This window comes from Streptacidiphilus alkalitolerans, from assembly GCF_042511045.1.
Taxonomy (GTDB): Bacteria; Actinomycetota; Actinomycetes; order Streptomycetales; family Streptomycetaceae; genus Streptacidiphilus; species Streptacidiphilus alkalitolerans.
In genome coordinates this window covers 56,974-82,482 of the sequence record NZ_JBHEZX010000010.1, presented here as the reverse complement: position 1 = coordinate 82,482, position 25,509 = coordinate 56,974, and the positions used below count along the sequence as shown (strand labels likewise).

Annotated in this window: 22 protein-coding genes and 1 riboswitch; of the genes, 13 read left to right on the top strand and 9 right to left on the bottom strand. The window is 70.8% G+C overall.

All coding sequences use genetic code 11. From position 1 onward, the window contains the following. Positions 1-33 precede the first annotated feature (33 nt). Positions 34-981, top strand: a complete 948-nt coding sequence (locus tag ACEZDG_RS22725; RefSeq protein ID WP_380512492.1) for a diacylglycerol/lipid kinase family protein — start codon at positions 34-36, stop codon at positions 979-981. 335 nt (positions 982-1,316) lie between these two features. Next, positions 1,317-1,568, top strand: coding sequence for a WhiB family transcriptional regulator (locus ACEZDG_RS22720; RefSeq protein ID WP_030257455.1), 252 nt, complete (start codon positions 1,317-1,319; stop codon positions 1,566-1,568). Positions 1,569-1,939: 371 nt separating this feature from the next. Here ACEZDG_RS22720 and ACEZDG_RS22715 read toward each other — a convergent pair whose 3' ends face one another. Then, positions 1,940-3,439 carry a sensor histidine kinase gene (locus ACEZDG_RS22715; RefSeq protein ID WP_380512490.1) on the bottom strand — a complete coding sequence of 500 codons (1,500 nt, stop codon included), beginning with the start codon at positions 3,437-3,439 and terminating at the stop codon, positions 1,940-1,942. A 351-nt stretch (positions 3,440-3,790) separates the two neighbouring features. Continuing rightward, the gene (locus tag ACEZDG_RS22710; protein WP_380512488.1) at positions 3,791-5,089 is read right to left on the bottom strand and encodes an extracellular solute-binding protein; all 1,299 of its coding nucleotides are present in this window, start codon (positions 5,087-5,089) and stop codon (positions 3,791-3,793) included. A 559-nt stretch (positions 5,090-5,648) separates the two neighbouring features. Between ACEZDG_RS22710 and ACEZDG_RS22705 the strand changes: the two genes are divergently transcribed. The 8 genes from ACEZDG_RS22705 to ACEZDG_RS22670 all read left to right on the top strand — a co-directional run bounded on the left by ACEZDG_RS22705 (position 5,649) and on the right by ACEZDG_RS22670 (position 14,559). Next, a complete protein-coding gene (locus ACEZDG_RS22705) occupies positions 5,649-6,965 on the top strand; it encodes an extracellular solute-binding protein (RefSeq protein WP_380512487.1) in 1,317 nt (438 codons plus the stop codon). Between the two features lie 189 nt (positions 6,966-7,154). Further along, on the top strand, positions 7,155-8,138 hold the full coding sequence (locus tag ACEZDG_RS22700; RefSeq protein WP_380512485.1) for a carbohydrate ABC transporter permease: 984 nt from the start codon (positions 7,155-7,157) through the stop codon (positions 8,136-8,138). Further along, positions 8,138-9,049: a carbohydrate ABC transporter permease gene (locus ACEZDG_RS22695; protein WP_380512484.1), complete on the top strand. Its 912-nt coding sequence runs from the start codon at positions 8,138-8,140 to the stop codon at positions 9,047-9,049. Before ACEZDG_RS22700 ends, ACEZDG_RS22695 begins: the two co-directional genes overlap by 1 nt. A 63-nt stretch (positions 9,050-9,112) precedes the next feature. After that, positions 9,113-10,690, top strand: a complete 1,578-nt coding sequence (locus ACEZDG_RS22690; protein ID WP_380512482.1) for a glycoside hydrolase family 3 protein — start codon at positions 9,113-9,115, stop codon at positions 10,688-10,690. Between the two features lie 99 nt (positions 10,691-10,789). Beyond that, positions 10,790-11,551, top strand: coding sequence for a GntR family transcriptional regulator (locus ACEZDG_RS22685; RefSeq protein ID WP_380512480.1), 762 nt, complete (start codon positions 10,790-10,792; stop codon positions 11,549-11,551). A gap of 190 nt (positions 11,552-11,741) precedes the next feature. Continuing rightward, on the top strand, positions 11,742-12,047 hold the full coding sequence (locus ACEZDG_RS22680; RefSeq protein ID WP_380512478.1) for a DUF3311 domain-containing protein: 306 nt from the start codon (positions 11,742-11,744) through the stop codon (positions 12,045-12,047). Next, a complete protein-coding gene (gene mctP / locus ACEZDG_RS22675; RefSeq protein WP_380512476.1) occupies positions 12,044-13,678 on the top strand; it encodes a monocarboxylate uptake permease MctP in 1,635 nt (544 codons plus the stop codon). The genes ACEZDG_RS22680 and mctP overlap by 4 nt, the downstream gene beginning before the upstream one ends. A gap of 104 nt (positions 13,679-13,782) precedes the next feature. After that, entirely contained in the window at positions 13,783-14,559 is a 777-nt protein-coding gene (locus tag ACEZDG_RS22670) for a histidine phosphatase family protein (protein ID WP_380512474.1), read from the top strand. On the opposite strand, the gene ACEZDG_RS22665 is transcribed toward ACEZDG_RS22670, so the two are convergent. Then, positions 14,560-15,297, bottom strand: coding sequence for a hypothetical protein (locus ACEZDG_RS22665; RefSeq protein WP_380512473.1), 738 nt, complete (start codon positions 15,295-15,297; stop codon positions 14,560-14,562). 151 nt (positions 15,298-15,448) lie between these two features. Continuing rightward, a riboswitch (cobalamin riboswitch) is annotated at positions 15,449-15,589 on the top strand. 141 nt (positions 15,590-15,730) lie between these two features. On the opposite strand from ACEZDG_RS22665, the gene ACEZDG_RS22660 reads away from it, so the two are divergent. Further along, positions 15,731-18,142: a ribonucleoside-diphosphate reductase subunit alpha gene (locus tag ACEZDG_RS22660; protein WP_380512471.1), complete on the top strand. Its 2,412-nt coding sequence runs from the start codon at positions 15,731-15,733 to the stop codon at positions 18,140-18,142. Further along, a complete protein-coding gene (locus ACEZDG_RS22655) occupies positions 18,142-19,155 on the top strand; it encodes a ribonucleotide-diphosphate reductase subunit beta (RefSeq protein ID WP_380512469.1) in 1,014 nt (337 codons plus the stop codon). Before ACEZDG_RS22660 ends, ACEZDG_RS22655 begins: the two co-directional genes overlap by 1 nt. Positions 19,156-19,191: 36 nt before the next feature. Here ACEZDG_RS22655 and def read toward each other — a convergent pair whose 3' ends face one another. The 6 genes from def to ACEZDG_RS22625 all read right to left on the bottom strand — a co-directional run bounded on the left by def (position 19,192) and on the right by ACEZDG_RS22625 (position 24,395). After that, the gene (gene def, locus ACEZDG_RS22650) at positions 19,192-19,812 is read right to left on the bottom strand and encodes a peptide deformylase (protein ID WP_380512467.1); all 621 of its coding nucleotides are present in this window, start codon (positions 19,810-19,812) and stop codon (positions 19,192-19,194) included. A gap of 64 nt (positions 19,813-19,876) precedes the next feature. After that, positions 19,877-20,833, bottom strand: a complete 957-nt coding sequence (locus tag ACEZDG_RS22645) for a tetratricopeptide repeat protein (RefSeq protein ID WP_380512831.1) — start codon at positions 20,831-20,833, stop codon at positions 19,877-19,879. 273 nt (positions 20,834-21,106) lie between these two features. Next, complete coding sequence (locus tag ACEZDG_RS22640; protein ID WP_380512465.1) at positions 21,107-21,793, bottom strand: HD-GYP domain-containing protein; 687 nt, start codon at positions 21,791-21,793, stop codon at positions 21,107-21,109. Further along, positions 21,790-23,256 carry an HD-GYP domain-containing protein gene (locus ACEZDG_RS22635; protein ID WP_380512463.1) on the bottom strand — a complete coding sequence of 489 codons (1,467 nt, stop codon included), beginning with the start codon at positions 23,254-23,256 and terminating at the stop codon, positions 21,790-21,792. Before ACEZDG_RS22635 ends, ACEZDG_RS22640 begins: the two co-directional genes overlap by 4 nt. A 108-nt stretch (positions 23,257-23,364) precedes the next feature. Continuing rightward, the gene (gene rsrA, locus ACEZDG_RS22630; protein ID WP_380512461.1) at positions 23,365-23,670 is read right to left on the bottom strand and encodes a mycothiol system anti-sigma-R factor; all 306 of its coding nucleotides are present in this window, start codon (positions 23,668-23,670) and stop codon (positions 23,365-23,367) included. Further along, positions 23,667-24,395: a sigma-70 family RNA polymerase sigma factor gene (locus tag ACEZDG_RS22625; RefSeq protein ID WP_380512829.1), complete on the bottom strand. Its 729-nt coding sequence runs from the start codon at positions 24,393-24,395 to the stop codon at positions 23,667-23,669. The genes rsrA and ACEZDG_RS22625 overlap by 4 nt, the downstream gene beginning before the upstream one ends. Positions 24,396-24,791: 396 nt before the next feature. Here ACEZDG_RS22625 and ACEZDG_RS22620 point away from each other — a divergent pair, with 396 nt between their 5' ends. Then, positions 24,792-25,505 (top strand): M50 family metallopeptidase, encoded by a 714-nt coding sequence (locus tag ACEZDG_RS22620; RefSeq protein ID WP_380512459.1) that lies wholly within the window; start codon positions 24,792-24,794, stop codon positions 25,503-25,505. Positions 25,506-25,509 lie beyond the last annotated feature (4 nt).

Sequence of the window (25,509 nt, the reverse complement as noted above, 5' to 3'; positions counted from 1 at the left end):
TGGCGCATACCTGCCGGTAGGTAAGCTGACGGTATGCGTGCGCTCCTGGTCGTCAATCCGAAGGCGACCACCACCAGCGGCCGGACCAAGGACGTCCTGGCCCATGCGCTGGCCAGCGACCTGAAGTTGGAGGTCGCGGCGACGGAGTACCGGGGCCACGCCCGCGATCTGGCCAGGGACGCCGCCGCCTCCGGCACGGTCGACCTGGTGGTCGCCCTCGGCGGGGACGGCACGGTGAACGAGGTCGTCAACGGACTGCTTGCCGAGGGACCCTCCGAACACCTGCCCAGACTGGCGGTCGTGCCCGGCGGCAGCACCAATGTCTTCGCCCGCGCGCTCGGCCTCCCCAACGACCCGGTCGAGGCGACCGGCGCCCTGCTGGACGCGCTCGCCGCGGGCAGCGAGCGGACCATCGGGCTGGGCCGCGCGTCCACCGAGGGCCTGCCGGAGCGCTGGTTCACCTTCACCGCCGGCTTCGGCTTCGACGCCGGCGTGGTCGGCCGGGTGGAGCAGCACCGCCGCAGCGGCCGGCGCTCGACCCACACCCTCTACGTCAACCAGGCGGTACGCCACTACTTCGGCGAGCGGCAGCACCGGAAGGCCGGGCCGATCACTCTCCGCATTCCCGGCGCGGAGCCGGTCGAAGGACTGGTGGTGTCGATAGTCGGCAACACCTCGCCCTGGACTTTCCTGGGCAACCGCCCGGTCTACGCCTCACCCGAGGCAGGTTTTGACACCGACCTGGACCTCTTCGGACTCACCCGGATGACCCTTCCGCAGACCCTGCGGATGATTCCGCAGCTCCTGGACGCCTCCGCGGCCGGTCCGCGGGGCAAACACGTGGTCGCTTACCACGATCTGCGGGAATTCACCTTGCATTCGCAGGAAACGCTGCCATTTCAGGTCGATGGAGACCACCTTGGAGAGCGGAACGAAGTCAGCTTCTCAGGCGTACGTCGCGCACTGCGTGTGATTGTGTGATCAGAAGGGTCCAACGGCCTTCTTCTCGAACGCGCGAGCCCCTTCACTCCATAGAAGTACAGGGTGTGACCTAGGCGACACCGACGATTCAAAAATTCCTACTCGAAGGGGGTTGTATCCGGAGTCGAGGTTTGCGAACCTTTACTTGGCGATCGGGACGGACCGTTACCGGAGACCCGCCTGAGTCGCCCGAATCCACTGCAACGTCGCAGGCACCCTTATGTCGACCCACCCGTCGACCCGTGCCCGCCACCGGGTTCGTGAAAGCGTTCACATTCACAAGCCACCGATGAGCCGTCGGGACCACCCCGTTCGGCTGGAGGAGTTGGATCATCATGGACTGGCGCCACCGCGCTGTCTGCCGGGAAGAAGACCCCGAGCTGTTCTTCCCCATCGGCAACACGGGGCCCGCCCTGCTGCAGATCGAGGAAGCGAAGGCCGTCTGCCGTCGCTGCCCGGTCATGGAGAGTTGTCTGCAGTGGGCCCTCGAGACCGGTCAGGACGCCGGCGTCTGGGGCGGAATGAGCGAGGACGAGCGTCGCGCCATGAAGCGCCGCGCCGCCCGCAACCGTGCGCGCACCGCCTGACACCCGCGTTCATCCGCATCACCCGCACCACAGCACGGCGCACCACCGCAGTACCTCAGATCAGCCCTTGATCGAGTGCCCCGGCTCGCCCCGCCTCCGTCGGCGGTGGCGAACGCGAGGCACTTCCGAGGCAACGCACACCACTCGCGGTGCTCGCCGGTCCCGACATTTTGATACCGTCGGAACCGAGGGCAACCGCTCGTGCGATGCACGCGGCACAGCCCGCACCCAGAACCCCTGCTCCGGCCGACTCCCCCCGACGGCCGGAGCAGGTTTGAGAGGCCCTGTCGACCCTCCCCCCCGGTCGACAGGGCCTCGTCTTTCTGCCCCGAACTCTTTCCAGCGGGCCCTGACCGATCGTCAGCGGCTGCTCAGCGGCTGCTCTCTACCGGGATTTCCAGCACCACCTTGGTGCCGCCCGAGGCCACCGGCACCATGTCGAAGCTGCCGCCCAGCTCGCCCACCACCAGGGTCCTGACGATCTGCAGCCCCAGGTTGCCCGCCTGCTGCGGGTCGAAGCCCTCCGGCAGGCCCACCCCGTCGTCGACCACCGTGATCAGCAACTGCTCCTCGCCCCGGCCGGCCGGCCTGCCCTCCAGCCGCCCGCGCACCGCCTGGACCACCACCGCGCCGCCCGCCTTCGGCCCGTAGGCGTGCTCCAGCGCGTTCTGCAGGATCTCGGTGAGCACCATCGCCAGGGGGGTGGCCACGTCCGCGGAGAGGATCCCGAAGCTGCCGCTGCGGCGGGCGGTGACCCGGCCGTCCTGGGACAGCTCCATCACCATGGCCAGCACCCGGTCGGCGATCTCGTCGAAGGCGACGTGCTCGTCCAGGTTCTGCGACAGCGTCTCGTGCACGATGGCGATGGAGCCGACCCGGCGGACGGCCTCGTCCAGGGCGCCGCGGGCGTCCTCGTTCTCCATCCGGCGGGACTGCAGCCGCAGCAGCGCGGCCACGGTCTGCAGGTTGTTCTTCACCCGGTGGTGGATCTCCCGGATGGTGGCGTCCTTGGTCATCAGCTCGCGCTCGCGCCGGCGCAGCTCGGTCACGTCGCGCAGCAGCACCAGTGAGCCGATCAGCTCGCCCTTGGGCTTCAGCGGGATGGCCCGCAGCTGGACCACCCCCTCGACCGACTCCACCTCGGTCTGCCGGGGCGCCCAGCCGCTGGCGAGCTTGGCCAGCGCCTCGTCCACCGGGCCGCGGGTGGGCGGGGCGAGCTCGGCGGTGGTGCGGCCGAGGTGCAGTCCGACCATGTCGGTGGCGAGACCGAGCCGGTGGTAGGCGGACAGCGCGTTGGGGCTGGCGTAGGTGACCAGGCCCTCGGCGTCCAGCCGGATCAGGCCGTCGCCGGCCCGGGGGGAGGCGTCCATGTCGACCTGCTCGCCGGGGAAGGGAAAGGTTCCTGCGGCGATCATCTGGGCCAGGTCGGAGGCGCTCTGCAGATAGGTCAGTTCGAGTCGGCTGGGGGTGCGCACGGTCAGCAGGTTGGTGTTGCGTGCGATCACGCCCAGCACCCGCCCCTCGCGCCGGACCGGGATCGACTCGACCCGGACCGGCACGTCCTCGCGCCACTCCGGGTCGCCCTCGCGGACGATCCGCCCCTCGTCCAGGGCCACGTCCAGCATCGGCCGCCGGCCGCGCGGGACCAGGTGGCCGACCATGTCGTCCTGGTAGGAGGTGGGGCCGGTGTTCGGCCGCATCTGCGCCAGCGAGACATAGCGGGTGCCGTCCCTGGTGGGCACCCAGAGCACCAGGTCGGCGAAGGAGAGGTCGGAGAGCAGCTGCCACTCGGACACCAGCAGGTGGATCCACTCCACGTCGGCGGTGTCCAGGTTGGTGTGGTGGCGCACCAGCTCATTGAGGGAAGGCATCTGCCGAGCCTAGCCGGTACCGCCCTGACCTGGCTCTTCCGGCGAACTTGACGATTGGTCTGGACAACCGCAATTGGTCTAGTCCACAATGGCTACAGCACCAAGGGAAGCCTCCACCGCGCTATCTGCCCTGACCGCGCACCGGACCTCCCCGCTTGAAGAAAGCCGGACCGACCGTCTTGCGCCCTGCGGGCCCGCACACCCGCCGCGCTCAGCGGGCAGCCCCGGCCTTGCCTCGGGCCGCGGTGCCGGACAGGCTGAGGGTCCTGTCCCGGCGCCACGGCCCGTTGTGCTGTCCGGGGGCGCCCCGGCCGCCCAGGAAGCCCCCGGCCGCCGGAACGCCCCCCGGGTTCAGCCCAGCTTGATCCGGGCCGTCAGCTTGGCGTCGGCCGCCTTCGCCGCGGCCACCGGGTCCTTGCCCTCCAGGATCGGGGTCAGGAACAGGGTGGAGATCGGGTTCGGCGGGTTCTCCACATTCGCCCAGGCCCGGACCAGCGGGGTGAACCCCGCGTTGGGCGCGGCCTTCTGCGCCGCCGCCGCGTAGGCGTTCCCGTCCAGGGCCGAGTAGAGGCTGGCCTTGTTCGGCAGGAAGCCGTTCAGCTTCACATAGGCCTTCTCGTTCTCGTCGTCGAGCGCGATCTTGAGGAAGCCCAGCGCCATCGTCCGCTGGGTCGAGGTCTCGGCCACGGCCAGGTTGGACCCGCCGAGGAAGGTCTTGGCCGGCTTGCCCGCCGTGTCCCCGGGGATCGGGAAGTAGCCGATGTTGCCGTCCATGCTCTTGTTCGCCGCGATCACCGGCGCCTCCTCGTAGCCCATGGCGATCATCGAGGCGACGTCGCCCTTGGCGAAGACGGTGGCCTGGACCGGGTGCTGCTCGTCCTGGTCCTTGGGCGCCTTGCCGTAGGACTGCAGCTTCTTGAACAGGTTGGCGGCCTTCAGCGCCGCCGGGCTGTCCAGGTCGCCCACCCACTGGTTGCCCTTCAGGGTGAGGATGTCCGCGCCGGCGTCCTGGAGGAAGCCGTCGAAGGCGTACCAGTTCTGCCCGGGCAGGTAGAGCGCCGAGGAGACGCCCTTGGTGTGCTGGAGCTTCCCCAGGTCGGTCAGCCACTCCGCCATGGTCTGCGGCGGGTTGAGCCCGGCGGCCTTCCAGAGTTTCTTGTTGTACATCACCACCCGGTTCCCGGCGAACCAGGGCGCGGCGAACTGCTTGTTGCCGACGATGGTCGACTTGTCCATCGACGGGGTCCAGTCGGCCCCGCCGAGGTCCTTGCGGTAGGGGTCGAGCGGCAGCAGGCCGCCGGTCGAGGCGTAGTAGGCGGTCTGGGTGTTGCCGATCTCCACCACGTCCGGCGGGGTCAGCCCGGCCAGCGCCGAGGTCATCTTGGACTGGATCCCGGTCCACTGCTGCGGCTGGACCACCAGCTTGGCACCCGGATAGGCGGCCTCGAACTGCGTGGTGACCGCGTCGACCCAGCTCTGCGGATTGTCACCGGCCATCAGCCAGACGGTGAGGGTCTTGCCCTTGTAGGAGGTCGGGTCGCTCTGCGCGCCCCCTCCCCCGGAACCGCAGGCGGCGACACCCGCCATCAGCGCTGCCGTGGTCAGCGCGGTTCTCCAGTGTCTGGAAGCGAACGCCCGTCGTCGGTTCACACCATCCTCCTCAGGATGCCCCCGAACCCCGCTCCGAACCGGCGGCATCGCCGGCGTCCCCCCGGACATGGAAGTTCAGTGCGATGGAAAAGGCCCACTCCATGGCCTGTGGCGCCCTTGGCGCCTCTGGCATAGACCAATTGCCGGAGTCTCGCCCCCGTTTGCAACACCCGTCAAGGAAACGCAAGCCCTGCGGTGCAAGCTGTTACCGGACCGACACCTGGCGACGATAGGCCCCAACTGTCCGCTCCTGTACGGTTTTGATACTTGAGATTGGTCCAGTCCTGCACCTGGCGTCCATCTGAAGGGTCTTCGCTTGTCAAGCGTTGGTAACGGCTTGGCACAGTGCGCCTAGAACCCTTGACGCTCCACATTGGTCCATGCCAATCTCCGAGCACTGGTCTACACCAATCAGGTAGCTGCCTCGGAGCGAACACTCCGGGTATTGCCGATGAAGACTGCAAGCCCTCGTTGAGCACCCCCTTCAGGCACGGTCAAGCTCAGGAACTCCTCCGAGACCGAACCGGTGCCCTATCTCGCTCATCCTCAGGAGGATGTTTTGAAGCGCAAGATCGCAGCCGCCGCGGCCCTCGCCACCGTGCTCACCGCCGCTGCCTGTTCTTCCAGCACCACCGCCGCTCCGCAGAGCACCCTCAGCACCGACGGCAAGGGCAAGACGGTCAACATCTGGCTGATGCAGGACGCCCAGAACGGCTGGCCGGGCGTCGTCGACGCGGCCAAGAAGCAGTTCGAGGCCGAGACCGGCGCCAAGGTCAACGTCCAGTGGCAGACCTGGACCAACTACAGCACCAAGCTCGACACCGCGCTGCTCTCCGGCAACGCCCCCGACGCCATCGAGCTGGGCAACACCCAGACCGCCAAGTACATCGCGGCCAACGCGTTCGTCGACCTGACCAGCGTCAAGGGCAAGTTCGACAACTCGTCCAGCTGGCTCGAGTCGCTGGCCTCCTCCGGCAAGAGCGCCGACGGCACCAAGACCTACGCCGTCCCGTACTACGCCGGCGCCCGCGTCATGATCTACCGCAAGGACCTGTTCGCGAAGGCCGGCGTCACCGCCGCGCCGACCACGCTGGACGAGCTCACCGCGGACCTGCAGAAGGTCAAGGACGCCAACAAGAACGTCGCCAACTTCTCCGCCCTGTACCTGCCGGGCAAGAACTGGTACACCGCTGTCTCCTTCGGCGCCGGCAGCTACGGCGTCGACGGCATCATCGCCAAGAGCGACGGCAAGACCTTCACCGGCACGCTGACCGACCCGAACTTCGTCAAGGGCGTCCAGACCTGGGCCGACCTGCAGAAGAACTTCTCGGTGGGCGGCCAGACCGTCGACGAGACCACCCAGGACGCGCTGATGGCCAAGGGCAACATCGCCGCCATCATCGGCAACGGCTGGGAGGTCGGCTCGGTCACCGACCCGAAGGCCGGCAACCCGGCGCTCGCCGCGGACCTCGCCACCATCGCCGTCCCCGGCGCCACCGCCGGCCAGCCGACCCCCGCCTTCCTCGGCGGCTCCGACCTGGCCGTTCCCACCCACGCCGCGAACCCGGGCCTCGGCGCCGAGTTCCTGCGCATCTTCACCAACACCGCGCAGCAGACCGCGCTGGCGAAGTTCGCCATCCCGAACAACAAGACCCTGCTCCCCGCCTACGAGGCCGCCGCCCCGGCCAACAAGGCCGCCGGCGACGCCGCCAACGGCAAGACCTGGTTCATCCCGAACTCCCCGTACTGGACCCAGACCTCGGACGAGGTCGCGCTGCAGACCGCCTTCAGCGACATCGCCACCGGCAAGGACGCGGCCAGCGAGCTGAAGACCGCCCAGGACACCATCGTCAAGGACCTGAACAGCAACAACTGACCTGTCTGATCGCGGGTCCGGTCCGTCGCACGCGGCGGGCCGGGCCCGCGGCCACTGAGCGCGTCTGGGGCAGCCGGTGGGATTGTCTACCGGCTGCCCGCGCCATGTGGGCATGCTGCTCACAGAGGTCCGGGGCCGATCCCCGGCAACACCCAGCATCAGTTCTGCAGGCTCCGGGGAAGGACCCTGATGAGTGTGATCGATTCCGACCGCTCCACGGCGAGTACCGGTCGGCAGGGGACGTCCCCGAAGCCGGCCAAACGCCGTCGCGCCGGTGCCGCCGGCACCTACATGGCCTATCTGCTGATCCTGCCCGCCGCGGCGGTGATCCTCGGGGTCATGGGATACCCGCTGTTCAAGCTGATCCAGCTGGCGTTCCAGAACGTCAATGACTTCCTGGTGCTGGCCAACCCGGCGCTGGCCCACTACATCGGCTTCGACGGCTTCACCAAGGTGCTGGAGGACGCCGACTTCTGGCAGGTCGTCAAGCGCACCATCCTGCTGACGCTGGAGGTCGTGTCCCTCTCGGTGGTGCTCGGGCTCGCCTTCGCGGTGCTGCTCAACCGGGTCTCCAACTGGGTCAAGGTCACCGTCATCACCGTGCTGATGTTCGTCTGGGCCATCCCGGCGATCGTCACCGGAACGGTCTTCCGCTGGCTGTTCGCCAACATCGGCGGGGTCGTCGACTACATCTGCTACCTGCTCGGCGGCAAGGGGATGCTGAACCACGACTGGTTCAAGAACCCCACCCAGGGCCTCTACGTGGTGGTGGCCGGCTCCATCGTCTGGGGCGCGATGCCCTTCCTGGTGATCGGCTTCAACGCGGCGATGACCCAGGTGCCCAAGGAACTGGTCGAGGCGTCCAAGATCGACGGCGCCAACCCCTGGCAGAGCTTCCGGCACGTGGTGCTCCCGGTGATCCGGCCGTTCCTGATCCTGGCCGCCTCGCTGAGCTTCATCTGGGACTTCCAGGTGTTCGCGCAGATCTGGTCGCTGCGGCAGAACTCGCCGGAGCCGGGCTACCAGACCATCGGCGTCTACCTCTACGCCAGGGGCATCGGCAGCAACCACTACAGCCAGAGTGCTGTGATCTCCGTCGCCATGATCGTACTGATGCTCGCGGTACTGGTCTTCTACATCCGCCAGGTCGTCAAGATCGGAGAGCAGGACTGATGGCCATCGACCTCCCCAAGGCTCCGCCTGCCATGCTGCCCAAGGCGAAGAAGGCCCGCGGCGCCGAGCGCGGCCTGCACCAGAACCGCTGGATGACCGGGGTCTGGAACACCGTCGCCCTGGCCTTCGCCGTGGTGATGGGCTTCCCGATCTACTGGATGGTCCTGACCACGGTCAAGTCCAACACGGACCTGCTGAAGCAGAACCCGACGTTCTGGCCCAGCCACTTCAACTTCTCCAGCTACAGCACGATCTTCAACGACCCGAACTTCCTGCCGGACCTCGGCAACACCGCGCTGATCACGCTGGGCGCGGTGATCCTCGGACTGGTGGTCGGCTTCCTGGCCGCCGTGGCCGTGGCCCGGTTCCGGTTCCGCGGCCGCAACTTCTTCATCGTCTCCATGCTGGTCGTGCAGATGGTGCCGCTGCTGTCGCTGGTCATCCCGATGTTCCTGATCCTCAAGTCCGCCGGGCTGTACGACGAGATCTTCGGCGTGATCATCGCCTACCTGGTGTTCACCATCCCGTACGTGGTGTGGACCCTGCGCTCCTTCATCGTCAACATCCCGCAGGAGCTGGACGAGGCCGCCATGGTGGACGGCTGCACCCGCTGGGGCGCCTTCTTCCGGGTGGTGCTGCCGCTGACCGTGCCCGGTCTGATCACTACCGGCGTCTACTGCTGGATCCAGGCCTGGAACGAGTTCATCATCGCCAACACCATGCTGGTCAGCAACAACAAGCAGACCTCGATGGTGTGGCTCACCTCCTACGCCGCCTCCCCCACCCACAGCGCCGACTACGGGTCGCAGATGGCCGGGGCGCTGCTGGTGTCGCTGCCAGTGATCATCCTCTTCGTCATCTTCCAGAAGCGCGTGGCCTCCGGTCTGACCGCCGGCGCGGTCAAGGGCTGAACCACCGTCGGTCCCGCTCCCACCCGATCCGCGCCGCACTCTGAGAAACGCTAGGAAGGAACCATGACGAATCCCGGCCAGGACACCGTCCAACTCCTCGCAGACGCCGGAGCGGTGCTCCAGCCGGGCTTCACCGGCCTGACCGCGCCCGAGTGGGTGCGGAGGCGCCTGGAGACGGGCGAACTCGGCGGTGTCGCCCTCTACGGACGCAACATCGCCGGCCGCGACCAGGTCGCCGCGCTCACCGCCTCGATGTACGCGCTCAACCCGGACCTGCTGATCGCCACCGACGAGGAGGGCGGCGACGTCACCCGGCTCGAGGTGATGACCGGCTCCTCCTACCCCGGCAACCTCGCCCTGGGCGCGGTGGACGACACCGCGCTCACCGAGAGCGTGGCCCGCTCCATCGGCATCGACCTGGCCGCGGCCGGGATCAACCTGAACTACGCGCCGGACGCGGACGTCAACTCCAACCCGGACAACCCGGTGATCGGCGTCCGCTCCTTCGGCGGCGACGGCGAGCTGGCGGCGCGGCACACCGCCGCCTACGTCCGCGGGCTGCAGTCGGCCGGCGTGGCCGCCTGCGCCAAGCACTTCCCCGGGCACGGCGACACCGCCTCGGACACCCATCTGGGCCTGCCCAGGATCGACATGCCGCTGGACCTGTTCGGCGCCCACCTAGCCCCGTTCCGAGCCGCGGTCGCCGCCGGAGCCAAGTCGATCATGACGGCGCACATCCTGTTCCCGGCGTACGACACCGACCTGCCGGCCACCATGTCCCGGGCGATCCTCACCGACCTGCTCCGCAAGGACCTCGGCTACGACGGGCTGATCGTCACCGACGGCATCGAGATGGGCGCCATCTCCGGCACCCATGGCATCGCCGAGGGCACGGTCAAGGCCATCGCCGGCGGCGCCGACACCATCTGCGTCGGCGGCGGACTGCAGGACGAGGCCACCTTCCTCTACCTGCGGGACGCCCTGCTCTGGGCGGTCCGCGAGGGCCGGATCGGCGAGGAGCGGCTGCACGAGGCCGCCGAGCGCAACCGGGCCGTGGCCCGCTGGTCGGCCGGGGTGCGCGCCCAGGCCGCCGCCACCGTGGAGCCCGGCATCGGCCTCACCGCCGCCCGCCGCGCGCTGCGGATCCGCGGCACGCTGCGTCCGATGGACGGCGTCCCGCACGTGGTCGAGTTCTCCCCGGCCGCCAACTTCGCGGTCGGCGGCGAGACCGCCTGGGGCCTCTCCGGGCCGCTCGCCGACCTGATCCCGGGCACCACCGTCACCAGGGTGGACGCACCGTCCTCGACCTTGCAGAGCGCCGGACTGCTCAGCACCGCCGTGGACGACGCCGAGGGCCGGGTGGACACCTCCCCGCTGCTCGGCGCGGCGGTCGGCCGCCCGCTCGTCATCGTGGTGCGCGACCTGCACCGCTACTCCTGGATGAAGCGCGCCGCACTGGAGTTGACGACCGCGCGGCCGGACGCGGTGGTGGTCGAGATCGGCACCGCGTACGGCCTCGAAGAGACCTTCGCGGACCGCGGGGTCACCGTTCTGACGACCTACGGCGGGGCCCGGGTGTGCGGTGTCGCCGCCGCCGAAGCACTCGCCGGGGCGACTTCAGGAGCGATCAGGGTCGCCTGACAACCTGTCTGCGATCGTTCGGCATGCCACCATGAGTGCCGCAGGAGTACCGAGATGCCGGTGAGAGCCGAGGAACAGGAACAGGGAGTGGGAACGGCGATGACGACCGAAGGGGGTCCCGACGTGGAATCGGCCGGGGAGGGTACCGTCACCGCACGCGTCCCCAAGTACTACCGGCTCAAGCGGCACCTGCTGCAGATCACGCAGACCCAGGCGCCCGGCACCCCGGTGCCGCCCGAGCGCACCCTCGCGCTGGAGTTCGAGACCTCCCGGACCACGGTGCGGCAGGCCCTGCAGGAACTGGTCGTCGAGGGCCGGCTGGAGCGGATCCAGGGCAAGGGCACCTTCGTCGCCAAGCCCAAGGTGTCCCAGGCGCTGCAGCTGACCTCGTACACCGAGGACATGCGGGCGCAGGGCCTGGAGCCCACCTCGCGGCTGCTGGAGGTCGGCTACATCACCGCCGACGACCGGCTGGCCGCGCTGCTCGACATCCGCCCCGGCGGCCGGGTGCTCCGGGTGGAGCGGCTCCGGCTGGCCAACGGCGACCCGATGGCGATCGAGGCGGCCCACCTCTCGGCCAAGCGGTTCCCGGCGCTGCGCCGCAACCTGGTCAAGTACAACTCGCTCTACTCCGCCCTGAGCGAGGTGTACGGGGTGCACGTGGCCGAGGCCGAGGAGACCATCGAGACCTCGCTGGCCACCCCGCTGGAGGCCGGACAGCTGGGCACCGACGTCGGGCTGCCGATGCTGCTGCTCTCCCGGCACTCCTTCGACGCCGCCGGCGAGCCGGTGGAGTGGGTCCGCTCGGTCTACCGCGGCGACCGGTACAAGTTCACCGCCCGACTGCGCCGTCCGGACTGACCGTTCGTCAGTACGGGTGCCCCGATCGCCTTCCGCGGTCGGGGCACGTGTGTTTGGGTGCGATCCGTCCGCGTGTGCGCCGTATGCCCACCCCAAGATCCCGCCGATTCCTGTATCCACACGTGACGTGAGCCCGACAACGGCTTAGATTCCAGGGGTCCGCTGTCCACCCGCCCTCGGAGCCGCATCCATGGCCGACACAGCACCCCCCTCCGCGCCCGCGCGCCTGCCCGTGGTCACCCCCACCCGGATCGCCTGCGCGGTCCTGCTGGCCGCCCCGTTCGTGGCCCTGATCTGGGTCAGCTCCTACTCCAGACTCGATCCGGCCCTGCTCGGCATCCCCTTCTTCTACTGGTACCAGCTGGCCTGGGTGGTGGTCTCCGCGCTCTTCACCGGCGCCGCCTACCTGCTGGTGCGCCGCGAGGAGAAGCGGCGCGGGGCGGTCTCCGCCGGGGAAACCGCCGGGGAGTCCGCCGGGGAAGGGGCCGCGGGATGAACGCCGTCAGCTTCACGGTCTTCCTGCTCTTCTTCCTCGCCGTCACCGGGGTCGGCTTCTTCGCCGCCCGCTGGCGCCGCCCCGAGAACGCGCTGCACCTGGACGAGTGGGGCCTGGGCGGACGCGGCTTCGGCACGGTGGTCAGCTGGTTCCTGCTCGGCGGCGACCTGTACACGGCGTACACCTTCATCGCCGTCCCCGCCGCGATCTACGGCATGGGCGCGTCCGGCTTCTTCGCCGTCCCGTACACGATCATCGCCTGGCCGCTGGTGTTCCTGTTCCTGCCCCGGCTCTGGTCGGTGGCCAGGAGCCGCGGCTACGTCACCCTGGCCGACTTCGCCCGGGGCCGCTTCGGCTCCCGCTACCTGGCCCTGGCGGTGGCGCTGACCGGCATCCTCGCCACCATGCCGTACATCGCGCTGCAACTGGTGGGGATCCAGGCGGTGCTGGACACCATGGGGGTCGGCGGCTCCAGCGGCTGGTCCAAGGACCTGCCGCTGCTGATCGCCTTCGCGGTGCTGGCCGCCTACACCTACTCCTCCGGGCTGCGGGCGCCCGCGCTGATCGCCTTCGTCAAGGACACCCTGGTCTACGTCGTGGTGATCGTGGCGGTGATCTACATCCCGATCCGGCTCGGCGGCTACGGCCACATCTTCCACGACGCCGCCGCCTCGCTGGCGCAGACCAACCCGGCCACCGGCCAGCCCAAGGGCTCGTTGATCCCCGGCCCCAAGGCCCAGTGGTCCTACGCCACCCTGGCCGTGGGCTCGGCCATGGCGCTGTTCATGTACCCGCACTCGGCGACCGGTGTGCTGGCCGCCAAGGACCGCAACACCGTGCGGCGCAACCTGGCGATCATGCCGGCCTACTCGCTGATGCTCGGACTGCTCTCGCTGCTGGGCTTCATGGCGCTGTCGGCCGGCATCGGCAAGGGCGTGAAGGGCTACAACACGCAGCTCGCCGTGCCGCAGCTGTTCCAGCAGATGTTCCCGTCCTGGTTCGCCGGGGTGGCCTTCGCCGCGATCGGCATCGGCGCGCTGGTCCCGGCCGCGATCATGTCCATCGCCGCGTCCAACCTGTTCACCAGGAACGTCTACCGGGAGTTCATCAAGCCCGCCGCGACCCCGGCCGAGGAGACCAGGGTCGCCAAGATCGTGTCGCTGCTGGTCAAGCTGGGCGCGCTGGGCTTCGTGCTGGGCATCGACAAGCAGTTCTCGATCCAGCTCCAGCTGCTCGGCGGGATCTGGATCCTGCAGACCTTCCCGACCGTCGTCAGCGGGCTGATCGGTTGGGGCAAGCACAGGTCGCGCTGGTTCCACCGCTGGGCGCTGCTGGCCGGATGGGCCGCCGGAATGGCCTACGGCACGTACAAGGCCTTCGGCATCCCCGCACCCGGCAAACCGGGGTCGCACTTCGGCGGCAGCAACGCCGCCATCCCCGGCATCGGCCAGCTCGGCTACATCGGCGTCACCGCCTTCGTGCTCAACCTGGCCGTGGCCGCCGTGCTCACCCTGGTCCTGCGCGCCCTGAAGCAGACCGACCTCCCGGACGAGACCAGCCCGGCCGACTACCTGACCGAGGCCGCGCCCCCTTCCGCGCTCACTACCTCGGGCGCACCCCTCGCTCCCTGACGCACCCCCTTTGCGCCCCCCTCGCGGGCCGCCGCTCCCGCACACTGGGAGCGGCGGCCCGTACGCACCTCCGCGCCGGGCCGGACGACCCGCAGGGGGAACCCGTGGAGCTCACCGACCATCACCACCTCAGCCAGCCCGCGCTGTCGCAGCCGCAGGCCGGTCCGGCCCTCCCACGCCCGCTCTCGCTCACCGTCACCCGCCACGGCCAGAGCACCGCCAACGCCGCCTTCGCCGCCGCCGAGGCCGCCGGGGCGCTGGACACCGGCATCACCTGCCGGGACGCCGACCTCACCCTGACCGCCCTGGGCCGGGCCCAGGCGAGCGCCCTCGGCCGCAGGCTGGCCGCCCGTACCGAGGGGCCGCTGCCGCACAGCCTGTGGGTGTCCCCGTACCTGCGGGCCCAGGAGACCGCCGAGCTGGTCGTCGCCGAGATCGACCGGGCCGGGCTGCCGCTGCCCGCGGTCCGCACCGACGAGCGGCTGCGCGACCGCGAGCTGGGCATCCTGGAGATGGTCACCAAGGCCGCGATCGAGCTGTACCACCCGGCCGAGGCGGCCCGCCGCCGCCTGCTCGGCGAACTGCGCTGGCGCCCCCCGGGCGGCGAGTCGCTGGCGGACGTGGCCCTGCGGCTGCGCAGCCTGCTCCGCGACCTCTACGAGGCGGAGGAGTCGCGCCGGGTGCTGCTGGTGGCCCATGACGCGGTGGTGCTGATGCTCCGTCACATCCTGGACGACCTGGACGAGGCGGCGATCCTCGCCGTGGACCGGGCCGGCACCGTCGGCAACGCCTCGATCACCCGTTGGTCCCGCACCCCGTCCGGCCGGCTCGCGCTGGACTGCTACAACACCACCACGCACCTGGACCAGCGGACCACCTGACTAGCGGACCCGGCGGCGGCGGGAGAGGGCCAGCAGGCCCGCACCGCCGCCCAGGCACAGCAGCGAGGCCCCGGCGGCCACCGCCGTCCGCGGCGGCCCGCCGGTCTCCGCCAGCTGCGGCGCGCCGCTCGGCCGCCGGACCTGCCGCAGCACCCGGAACAGCCGGGGGTCGGAGATCCCCACCGGCAGCGCCGCGGTCTCGCCCTCCAGCGTCACCGGCGCGTAGCCGATCGCCATGGTCACCCACTGCCCGGTCGGCGCGCCGGTGGAGAACCGCATCCGCAGCGGCACCGCCGCCTTCCCGCGCGCCGCCAGGGACAGCCCCTGCGCCGGGCCGACCAGGCCCATCAGCACGCCGTTCTCGGCCACCATGGCGGACCCGTGCCAGCCGCCGCGTCCGGTCCGCCACTGCATCCGCACGTCCCCCCGGCGCAGCGACCTGCCCCGCGAGCCGAACACCACCACCGGGAGCACGCCGGCGCAGCGCGCGGGCGTGCTGTTCCCGGCCTTCAGGGTGAACCCCGACCAGGACCCGCCGGCGTAGTAGACCTTGTGCAGCTTCTGGTAGGCCAGCGCCAGCGACGGCTTGGTGAAGGTGGCCGGATCCAGCCCGCAGACCCGTACCGCCGGGGCCGCGGTCGCGACCGCCTCCGCCGTCCCGGCCGTGCCCGCCAGTAGCAGCCCCGCGGCGACCCCGGCCGCCATCCCGCGCCGCACACCCGTCCCGAGCACCGTCATCCGGTCCTGCCTCGCTCCCGCTCACGCGCGGAGGGCCTGACGCCCCCGCGAACACTCCCGAATCTGACACATCGACAGATGCCGCGCCTTCCGGCAGCGCTGCGGGGGTGACTGCGTGCACTCGCGACACTACATGTAGGGGTGCTTCTGGAAAGCACCCCTACATGTATGCTCATCTCGCTGACGACGCAGGGGAACCCGGTGCGACTCCGGGACTGCCCCGCAGCGGTGAGCGGCCGTACCCAGGTATGCGCCCGCGAGTCCGAGTACCTGCCGACAGCTCGTTCCGAGGACACCCCGGGACGACGTACGTCCGGGCCTCGCGGGTGGGCCGGGGACGCGTTCCGTGCTGCCTCCGGCGCAGCGACGTCGCGCTCCCTCCTGCCTCCCGTCAGCGGCCCACCGCCGACCGGCCGCCAACGAGGAGCGCACAGTGACGATCACCGAGACCGCAGCGACGACAGCAGTCCCGCACCAGGGCGACAGCCCCGACTCCCCCGGCACCACGCTGCTGCGCGTCCTCACCGAACGCTCCCCCGACCTCACCGAGGTGGACCCCGGCCGGGTCGCCGCCGCCGCGCTGCGCGGGCGCAGCTCCGTCGCCGACTACGCCGAGCTGCGCGGCCTGGCGATCGAGGCAGCCGCCGGGCTGATCGCCGAGGACCCGCAGTACTCCCGGCTGGCCGCCCGGCTGCTGGCCGAGGAGGTCCGCGAGGAGGCCGCGGGGCAGGGCGCGACCTGCTTCGCCGCCTCCATCGCGGTCGGCCACCGGGAGGGCCTGATCGGCGACGGGACCGCCGCGTTCGTGGCCGCCCACGCGGAGGCACTGGACGCGGTGGTCGACTCCGCCGCCGACGACCGCTTCGAGTACTTCGGCCTGCGCACCGTCTACTCCCGCTACCTGCTGCGGCACCCGATCACCCGTCAGGTGCTGGAGACCCCGCAGCACTTCCTGCTCCGGGTGGCCTGCGGGCTGCAGGTAGGAGGTGTGGAGCGCAGCGACTCGGACAAGGGTGGCGGCGGGCGGCGGGCGGGCGGCGTCGAATCCGTGGCGGAGGTGGCCGAGCTGTACCGGCTGATGAGCCGGCTCGAGTACCTGCCCTCCTCGCCCACCCTGTTCAACTCCGGTACCCGGCACCCGCAGATGTCCTCCTGCTACCTGCTGGACTCCCCGCAGGACGAGCTGGACTCGATCTACCAGCGCTACGCCCAGATCGCCCGGCTCAGCAAGCACGCCGGCGGCATCGGCCTCTCCTACAGCCGGATCCGCTCCCGAGGCAGCCTGATCCGCGGCACCAACGGCCAGTCCAACGGCATCGTGCCGTTCCTGCGCACGCTGGACTCCTCGGTCGCCGCGGTGAACCAGGGCGGCCGTCGCAAGGGCGCCGCCTGCGTCTACCTGGAGACCTGGCACGCGGACATCGAGGAGTTCCTGGAACTCCGCGACAGCACCGGCGAGGAGGCCCGCCGCACCCACAACCTCAACCTGGCGCACTGGGTCCCGGACGAGTTCATGCGCCGGGTGGACGCCGACACCGAGTGGTCGCTGTTCTCCCCCGGCGACGTGCCCGAGCTGGTCGACCTCTGGGGCGCCGAGTTCGACGCCGCGTACAGCAAGGCGGAGGCGGCCGGCCTGGCCATCCGCAGCATCCCGGCCCGTAGCCTCTACGCCCGGATGATGCGCACCCTGGCGCAGACCGGCAACGGCTGGATGACCTTCAAGGACGCCTCCAACCGCGCCGCCAACCAGACCGCGCTGCCCGGCCGGACCGTGCACTCCTCCAACCTGTGCACCGAGATCCTGGAGGTGACCGACGACGGCGAGACCGCGGTCTGCAACCTGGGCTCGGTCAACCTGGGGGCGCACCTGCTGGACAGCGGCGAGATGGACTGGGAGCGGCTGGACTCGACCGTCCGCACCGCGGTGACCTTCTTGGACCGGGTGGTGGACATCAACTTCTACCCGACCGAGGAGGCCGGGGTGTCCAACGCACGCTGGCGCCCGGTCGGCCTGGGGGTGATGGGCCTTCAGGACGTCTTCTTCAGGCTCCGGTTGGACTTCGACTCGGCCGAGGCCAGGGCGCTGTCCACCAGGATCTCCGAGCGGATCATGCTGGCCGCCTACGAGACCAGCGCCGACCTGGCCGAGCGGCTCGGCCGCCACACCGCCTACCAGGAGACCCGCGCCGCCCGCGGCCAGCTGCACATCGACCACTTCGAGACAGCCCCGGTCTGGGGCGAGCGCTGGGACGCGCTGCGGGCCCGGATCGCCGGCACCGGCCTGCGCAACTCGCTGCTGCTGGCCATCGCGCCGACGGCGACCATCGCCTCCATCGCCGGTGTCTACGAGTGCATCGAGCCGCAGGTCTCCAACCTCTTCAAGCGGGAGACCCTCAGCGGGGAGTTCCTGCAGGTCAACCCGTACCTGGTGGCCGACCTCAAGGCCCGCGGGCTGTGGAACGCGGCCACCCGCGAGTCGCTGCGCGCCGCCAACGGCTCGGCCCTGGAGATCCCCGGCCTGCCGGCCGACCTGGCCTCGCTCTACCGCACCGCCTGGGAGCTGCCGCAGCGCGCCCTGATCGACCTGGCCGCGGCCCGGATGCCGTACCTGGACCAGAGCCAGTCGCTGAACCTGTTCCTGGCCTCGCCCACCATCGGCAAGCTCAGCTCGATGTACGCGTACGCCTGGAAGGTCGGCCTGAAGACCACCTACTACCTGCGCTCCCGCCCGGCCACCCGGATCGCCCGGGCCGCCGCGGCGGCACCCGTCATCCCCGTCGTCGAGGACGAAGCAGTGATCGCCTGCTCCCTCGAGAACCCCGAGTCCTGCGAGGCCTGCCAGTAATGAGCTCCACCGACAAGAACCTTCTGGACCCGGGCTTCGAACTGACGCTCCGTCCGATGCGCTACCCGGACTTCTACGAGCACTACCGCAACGCCATCAAGAACACCTGGACCGTGGAGGAGGTGGACCTCGCCTCCGACGTGGCCGACCTGGCCAAGCTCAGCGCGGACGAGAAGCACCTGCTGGGCCGCCTGGTGGCGTTCTTCGCCACCGGCGACTCGATCGTCTCCAACAACCTGGTGCTGACCCTCTACAAGCACATCAACTCGCCGGAGGCGCGGCTCTACCTGAGCCGCCAGCTGTTCGAGGAGGCCGTGCACGTCCAGTTCTACCTGACCCTGCTGGACACCTACCTGCCGGACCCGGAGGACCGCACCGCCGCCTTCGCGGCGGTGGAGAACATCCCCTCGATCCGCGAGAAGGCCCAGTTCTGCTTCCGCTGGATGGACCAGGTCGAGAAGCTGGACAGCCTGCAGACCAAGGCCGACCGGCGCCGGTTCCTGCTCAACCTGATCTGCTTCGCGGCCTGCATCGAGGGCCTGTTCTTCTACGGCGCCTTCGCCTACGTCTACTGGTTCCGCTCGCGCGGCCTGCTGCACGGCCTGGCCACCGGCACCAACTGGGTGTTCCGGGACGAGTCCATGCACATGGACTTCGCCTTCCAGGTGGTGGACACCGTCCGCGCCGAGGAGCCCGACCTCTGGGACGAGGAGCTCGGCAAGCAGGTCACCGCGATGCTGGAGGAGGCGGTCGAGGCCGAGCTGCAGTTCGCCCAGGACCTCTGCGGCGACGGCCTGCCGGGCATGAACACCGAGTCCATGCGGGCGTACCTGCAGTGCGTCGCCGACCAGCGGCTCACCCGGCTCGGCCTGCCGGTCCGCTACGGCTCGGAGAACCCGTTCGGCTTCATGGAGCTCCAGGGCGTCCAGGAGCTGACCAACTTCTTCGAGCGGAGGGTCTCCGCCTACCAGGTCGCCGTCGAGGGCTCGGTCTCCTTCGACGACGACTTCTAGGCAGGCCCTCCGGGCCGTCCGGCGCGCTGCGGCGGATCAGGCGTTGGGGACGACCTCGTACCTCGGGGTCAGCTCCGCCATCTGCCGCAGCGCGTCCTTGCGGTCGCGCTTGGACAGGCGGTCGATGTACAGGTAGCCGTTGAGGTGGTCGGTCTCGTGCTGGAGGCAGCGGGCGAAGAAGCCGGTGCCCTCCACCACGACCTCCTTGCCGAACTGGTCCTGGCCCCGGACCACGGCGTACTCGGGCCGGGCCAGGTCCGCGTAGGCGCCGGGGACGGAGAGGCAGCCCTCGGCCGACTCGTCCAGGGTCCGCTGCGCCGGGTCGAGCTCGTCCAGCACCGGGTTCACCACCACGCCGATGTGGCGCACGCCCTCGTCGTCCGGGCAGTCGTAGACGAAGACCCGGCGGCCGACGCCGACCTGGTTGGCGGCCAGGCCCACGCCCTCCGCCGCGTACATGGTCACGAACATGTCGGCGACCAGCGCGGACAGCTCCTCGTCGAACGCGGTGACCGTCTCGCACGGGTGCTGCAGCACCGGGTTGCCGACGACGGTGATCGGCCGGAAGACGCCCTTGGAGGTGTCCGGCACCTCGCCGACCACACGCACGGGGGCGGGCTCTTCCAGTACCGCCGTCTCGACCTGCTGTTCCGACATGCCGCTGCCACTCGCCTTCAGTCCGTACCGGGGATGAACCCCCAGCCTACGGTGCCGGAAAGCGCTAGCAGACTTCCTCCAGGTCGCGGTAGGCCCGGCCGGCCCGGTTTCCGGCGACCCAGCGGTCCAGCAGCAGCCCGACCAGGTCGGCCGGCGCGGCCAGCCCGCACTCGCGTTCGGGCAGCCAGAGGGCGCCCGCACTGCGGTGGCTGAGGTGGCCGAGCTGCCCGTCGTCGTGCGGGTCATGGTGCTCGCTGTGGCCGTCGTCGGCCGGCATCCGGCTCTCCGAGCAGTCCCGGCAGAGCAGCCGGACCGAGGAGGTCCAGTCCTCGGCCGCGTAGCCGGCCTCGGAGACCAGCCGCTCCAGGGCGTCCCGGTCCTGCTCGGTCCCGGCCTGCAGCAGCACCACGAAGGTCGGCACCGGCGAGGGCGCCCAGAGCTCGATCTCGTCGAACACCGGGTACGGCACCCCGTCCGCGACCCGCTCGCCGTGCGGGGAGCCGTCGTGCAGCACCACCTCGCCCCAGCGGCGTCCCGAGGACGGCAGCGGGATCGAGAGCACCTCCACCCGGGCCGGGTCCAGCCTGCGGCCCCAGACCACCTCGGACTCGCCCTCCGGGGAGAGCCGGACCGGGGTGGTGCCGAAGTCCAGGCTCACCGGGCCCTCGCCCGGCGCGAGCCGCAGCCCGTACGCCTGCCAGCTGCGCCGGGCCAGCGCCCAGTCCTGCAGCGCGGTCGCGGCGATGCCCAGGTTCCACCAGTCCGGCGCACCGGTGCTGCGGTCCAGCAGGGCCACCGCGCGCAGCCCCGCGGCACGGGCCTGCTCCCAGTCCCGGCGGAACTTGTGCAGCAGCGCCAGGTTGAACCAGGAGTCGGACAGCCAGGGCTCCAGGTCGGCGGCGCGTACCAGCAGGGCGCCGGCGTCCTCGAAGCGACCGTTCCCGATCAGCGTGAAGGCCCGGTCGGTCGTCTGCCGCCAGCTGGCGGACGGCCGCTGCCGTGCCCGATTGAAGATCTTCACCTCGGCCTGCCACTCGTCCGATTCCACCCGGCGGTCCGGGCTGTCCTTCGGTGCGGTGTCCCTGAGGGCGCCACGCGATAGCCGCCCCCGGATGCACGCTACGTCGCCCTGTCCCCCCGCGCCACGCGCAGCAGTGCCCCTGTCCAGTTCCATGCCCGCTCGGCAACCCGCCACACACCCGCGCGCCACCGGTTCTTCCTGCATCCAACCATGTTCCCGGGGTTCTCCATGCCGCGGCTGCGGATCGGCCCGCAGAGCTGCTATGGGGCGCTGCTAGGAGGCACGCAGGCACAGCCGGGCCAGCGCCTCCACCGCCCGCGGCTCGTACGCCCCGGCCGGGTCCTCGCGCAGTTGCCCCAGCACCTCCAGCTGCCCCGCAAGGCTCCCGCCGTCGCAGCCGAGGTCGTCGAAGGCATTGGCCACCCTGATGATCGCGGAGGCGGGCGGCGGACCGGCCCGCGGACCGCTGCCGCTGGGCTCGGCGATCCGCGCCACGATGTCCGCCACCTGCGCCGGGACCCCCGCCTGCCGGATCACCTCGCTGCCGAGCCGGCCGATCCGGCGCTGCTCCTCGACCGGCAGCAGCGCGGTCGCCCCGCCGGGCACCGGGTCGACCAGCGACAGCTGCCCGATGTCGTGCATCAGCGCGGCGTACTCCAGCAACTGCAGCTCACGGCGGCCGAGGCCGAGCTCACGGCCGATCCGGTCGGACAGGTCGGCCACCCGGCGGGCGTGGCCCGGCAGGGTGTAGCCGGCCAGCTCGGTGGTCCGGGCCAGCGAGGCGACGGTCTGCCGCCGGGTGGCCCGGATCGCGTGGTAGCGGCGGAAGGACAGCTGGCCCAGCAGCAGCGGCAGCCCGAACAGCGGCAGCGCCCACAGCCCGACCTGGGCCGTGGTCAGCGCCACGCAGACCAGCGCCGCCAGGGCGTGCAGCAGCCGTACCGCGCGGATCCCGCTCACCGCTGCTCGGCCGCGCCGGTACCGGCGCCGGCGGGCCCGGCCGGGGCCGGCAGCCGCCGCAGCGGCTCGCGCACGCCGAGCGGGATGTCCGGGGCCTGCTCGTCCGCCCGGCCCACCGGGGCGGGCTGCCAGCCGTGCCGCCGGACCGCCCGGGCCAGGGCGGTGACCATGACCGGGTCGAACTGGCTGCCCGCGCAGCGCTCCAGCTCGGCGACCGCCTCCTGGACCGGCCGGCCGCGCCGGTAGGAGCGGGTGGAGGTCATCGAGTCGAAGGCGTCGGCGACCGCGATCACCCGGGCGAACTCGGGGATCGCCTGCCCGGCCAGGCCGTGCGGGTAGCCGCGCCCGTCCATCCGCTCGTGGTGGTGCAGGATCCCGGCCCTGGCCTCGCCCAGGAAGCCGATGCCGCGGACCAGCTCATGGCCGTACTCGGGGTGCTGCACCACCTCCCGGTACTCCTCGTCGGTGAGCGGCCCGCTCTTGCGCAGCAGCCGGGTCGGCACGCCCAGCTTGCCGACGTCGTGCAGGGTGCCGGCCACCCGCAGCGAGGCCACCCGGCGCTCGGCCATCCGCAGCTCACGGGCCATCAGCACGGCGGCCCGGCCGACCCGTTCGCTGTGGCCCCGGGTGTAGCTGTCCTTGATCTCCACCGCCTGCACCAGGGCCCGCACCGCCGCCCGGTGCGCCGTCTGCTCGCGCCGGGCCTGGGCCGACACCCAGCTGGACAGGCCCAGCGGCAGCAGCGCGGGCACGGCCGCCAGGGCGCCGTAGGGGCCCTCCCAGAGCAGCGCCGTCATCAGCCCGAGCAGTCCGTTGCCGAAGACCGAGGCCGGGCAGCGCAGCAGCATCGCCTGCCACAGCCCGGGGTGCTCCCCCGGCTCGGCGGTGACCAGGACCCCGACCATCAGCAGCCCGTTGGCCAGGCAGAAAGTCAGCGCGGCCAGCAGCACCGGGAGCAGCAGCCCGGGCAGCCGGTGCTCGGTGAGCAGCCGGTGGCCGTGCAGGCCGTGGAACAGCGAGCCGGCCAGGAAGCAGCTGAGGCCCAGCTGGGCGGCGTTCCAGGCCCGGCGCACGGTCCGCGGCGGCAGCGCCGGCGCCAGCAGCGCCCCGGGCAGGGCGACCAGCGCCGCCGCGGCCGGCGGCAGCAGGATCACCCCGGCCAGCAGCACCGGGAAGTGCGCCACCCCGGCGCCCGGGGCCTGGTCGGCGGCCCCGCCGGCCCTGCTGCCCAGCCGGTCGCAGAGGGCGAACAGCAGCGCCAGCACCGCCGTCCTGGACCACTGCTGGCCGGTGCGGACCTCGCCGAGCAGCGGCAGCACACAGCCGAGCGCGGCCACCAGGACGAGGGCGACGTAGGCGCGCGCGGCGGGGGGAAGCGTACGACGGCGCGCCTCCGCTGCTGCTGTAGCGATCTCGGCCTCCGCGCTCGTCCGGTACCTGTCACGGACAAGAAGCAGAGTCACACGATCAGGTGACGCATCCGTGTATCGGGGCGTCAATACCCGTGGCCCCGGGGCTTGATGCCCCGGGGCCACGACTTTCCTGAACTCGGCCGATCATCGGCCAGGCTGTCAGCGCTGCTTGGCGGCGTCGTCGGGGACCAGGTCGCCCTCGACCGGGAGCCCGGCCCGGATCCGGTCGATCCGGGCCAGCACCTTGCCGCGGAGGTCGGAGGGCGCGGTGTCGCAGCCGCAGGAGCGCTTCACCAGGGCCTTGATCGCCTGCTCCAGGCCGTACATCTCCAGGCAGGGGGAGCACTCGTCGAAGTGGTCCTTCAGCTTGGCGCAGTCACCCTCGCCCATCTCGTTGTCGAGGTACTCGTAGAGATGGTCGAGCACCTCGCTGCACGCGGTGTCGTGGTGGTTTCCGCAGCTCATGAGCCCGAGCCTTTCGCCAAGTCCTCTGAGAGACCAGTCTGGGAGGCCCCCGCGCCGCTGCCGGCCGGAACCAGCCCACGGTCGCGGGCGTAGTCCTCCAGCAGGTCGCGCAACTGGCGCCGACCGCGGTGGAGGCGCGACATCACCGTACCGATGGGTGTTCCCATGATGTCGGCAATCTCCTTGTAGGCGAAGCCCTCGACGTCCGCGAGATACACCGCGATCCGGAATTCCTCCGGGATCGACTGCAGGGCGTCCTTGACGTCGCTGTCCGGGAGGTGGTCGAGAGCGACCGTCTCCGCGGACCGCAGCCCGGTCGACATGTGCGACTCGGCCCGCGCGAGCTGCCAGTCCTCGATCTCCTCGGCGCCGGTGCGCTGCGGTTCCCGCTGCTTCTTCCGGTACGAGTTGATGAAGGTGTTGGTCAGGATCCGGTACAGCCACGCCTTGAGGTTGGTGCCCTCACGGAACTGGTGGAAGGAGGCGAACGCCTTGGCGAAGGTCTCCTGCAGCAGGTCCTCGGCGTCGGCCGGATTCCTGGTCATCCGCAGCGCGGCGGAGTACATCTGGTCGAGGTAGCCCAGGGCGTCCCGTTCGAAGCGCGCCGAACGCTCGGACTCGGACTCCTCGGCGGCGGCACGGAAGGTGTCGCCCTCGAAGTCCTCGTCGCGCAGCGGTTCGCTTGCGGCGCCCGTCTCGTCCTCGGTCCCGGCGACCGGACCCACCTCCTCCGCGAAGAACGGACGGTCCACAACGGTGGACCGGCTCGCTGAGGAGACTATCGGGCTCGGGGCCGACGCGCCCGCGACGGGCCACTCGGGCCAGGACAGTACGGAGCTCGCGACGCCCTCGGGACGTGCCGGGCATGCGGCTGCAACCATGAGCGCTGCCTTCCAATGACGCTGGGATACCGACAGTGGTGTGAACCACGGGCGGGCGGCGGCCATTCCCGGCTGTGTGCGCGTGCATCAAAAAACCGCGCGGAATCCTCCGGTTCCGGCGTCGACGGCGGCCGGGGCCGAACCGGCGGCTACCGCCGCGGCGTCTCCCCGTGCGAGGCTTCCTCCCCTGCCCGGATCCGACCCGTCCGGTCCTGACCAGTGAGGCGAGAACACACCCCCATGCACCCGCAGAGCATCGGCCAGGTCTGGGACCAGGTCACCGGCGTCCAGACCGCGCCGTCCACCGCGATCCTGTGGACCACCGCCGCGATAGCCCTGCTCGCGGTGGCCCCCCGGTTCACTTGGCACTACACCCGCAATGTGGTGACCATCGCGCACGAGGGCGGCCACGGCCTGGCCGCCGTGCTGACCAGGCGCCGGCTGCACGGCGTCCGGCTGCACTCGGACACCAGCGGGCTCACCGTCTCCTCCGGCAAGCCGCACGGCCCCGGCATGGTGCTGACCGCCGCGGCCGGCTACTCCGCGCCGCCGCTGCTGGGCCTGGCCGGGGCCTGGCTGATCTCCGGCGGCCATGTCACCGCGCTGCTCTGGGGCGTGGTGCTGCTGCTGGCCGCGCTGCTGGTGATGATCCGCAACGCCTACGGCGCGCTGACCGTGGTGCTGACCGGCGGCATCTGCTTCGCGGTGTCCTGGTTCGGCAGCGTCCAGCTGCAGGGCGCGTTCGCCTACGTCAGTGTCTGGTTCCTGCTGCTCGCGGGCGTGCGTCCGGTGGTCGAACTGCAGCACAAGCGGCGCCACGGCGGAGCCCCCGACTCCGACGCCGACCAGCTCGGACGGCTGACCCGCACCCCCGCGCTGCTGTGGGTGGTGCTGTTCCTGGTGATCTCCCTCGCCTGCCTCGCCACGGGCGCGCGATGGCTGCTCACCCGCTGACGAT

Bases quoted from the DNA above. Each gene is read 5' to 3' on its own strand.
- def (WP_380512467.1), bottom strand. From the start codon at position 19,812: ATGTCGGAACAGCAGGTCGAGACGGCGGTACTGGAAGAGCCCGCCCCC.
- mctP (WP_380512476.1), top strand. From the start codon at position 12,044: ATGAACGCCGTCAGCTTCACGGTCTTCCTGCTCTTCTTCCTCGCCGTC.
- ACEZDG_RS22665 (WP_380512473.1), bottom strand. From the start codon at position 15,297: ATGACGGTGCTCGGGACGGGTGTGCGGCGCGGGATGGCGGCCGGGGTC.
- ACEZDG_RS22685 (WP_380512480.1), top strand. From the start codon at position 10,790: ATGACGACCGAAGGGGGTCCCGACGTGGAATCGGCCGGGGAGGGTACC.
- ACEZDG_RS22725 (WP_380512492.1), top strand. From the start codon at position 34: ATGCGTGCGCTCCTGGTCGTCAATCCGAAGGCGACCACCACCAGCGGC.
- ACEZDG_RS22680 (WP_380512478.1), top strand. From the start codon at position 11,742: ATGGCCGACACAGCACCCCCCTCCGCGCCCGCGCGCCTGCCCGTGGTC.
- ACEZDG_RS22700 (WP_380512485.1), top strand. From the start codon at position 7,155: ATGAGTGTGATCGATTCCGACCGCTCCACGGCGAGTACCGGTCGGCAG.
- ACEZDG_RS22720 (WP_030257455.1), top strand. From the start codon at position 1,317: ATGGACTGGCGCCACCGCGCTGTCTGCCGGGAAGAAGACCCCGAGCTG.
- ACEZDG_RS22715 (WP_380512490.1), bottom strand. From the start codon at position 3,439: ATGCCTTCCCTCAATGAGCTGGTGCGCCACCACACCAACCTGGACACC.
- ACEZDG_RS22655 (WP_380512469.1), top strand. From the start codon at position 18,142: ATGAGCTCCACCGACAAGAACCTTCTGGACCCGGGCTTCGAACTGACG.
- rsrA (WP_380512461.1), bottom strand. From the start codon at position 23,670: ATGAGCTGCGGAAACCACCACGACACCGCGTGCAGCGAGGTGCTCGAC.
- ACEZDG_RS22690 (WP_380512482.1), top strand. From the start codon at position 9,113: ATGACGAATCCCGGCCAGGACACCGTCCAACTCCTCGCAGACGCCGGA.
- ACEZDG_RS22695 (WP_380512484.1), top strand. From the start codon at position 8,138: ATGGCCATCGACCTCCCCAAGGCTCCGCCTGCCATGCTGCCCAAGGCG.
- ACEZDG_RS22620 (WP_380512459.1), top strand. From the start codon at position 24,792: ATGCACCCGCAGAGCATCGGCCAGGTCTGGGACCAGGTCACCGGCGTC.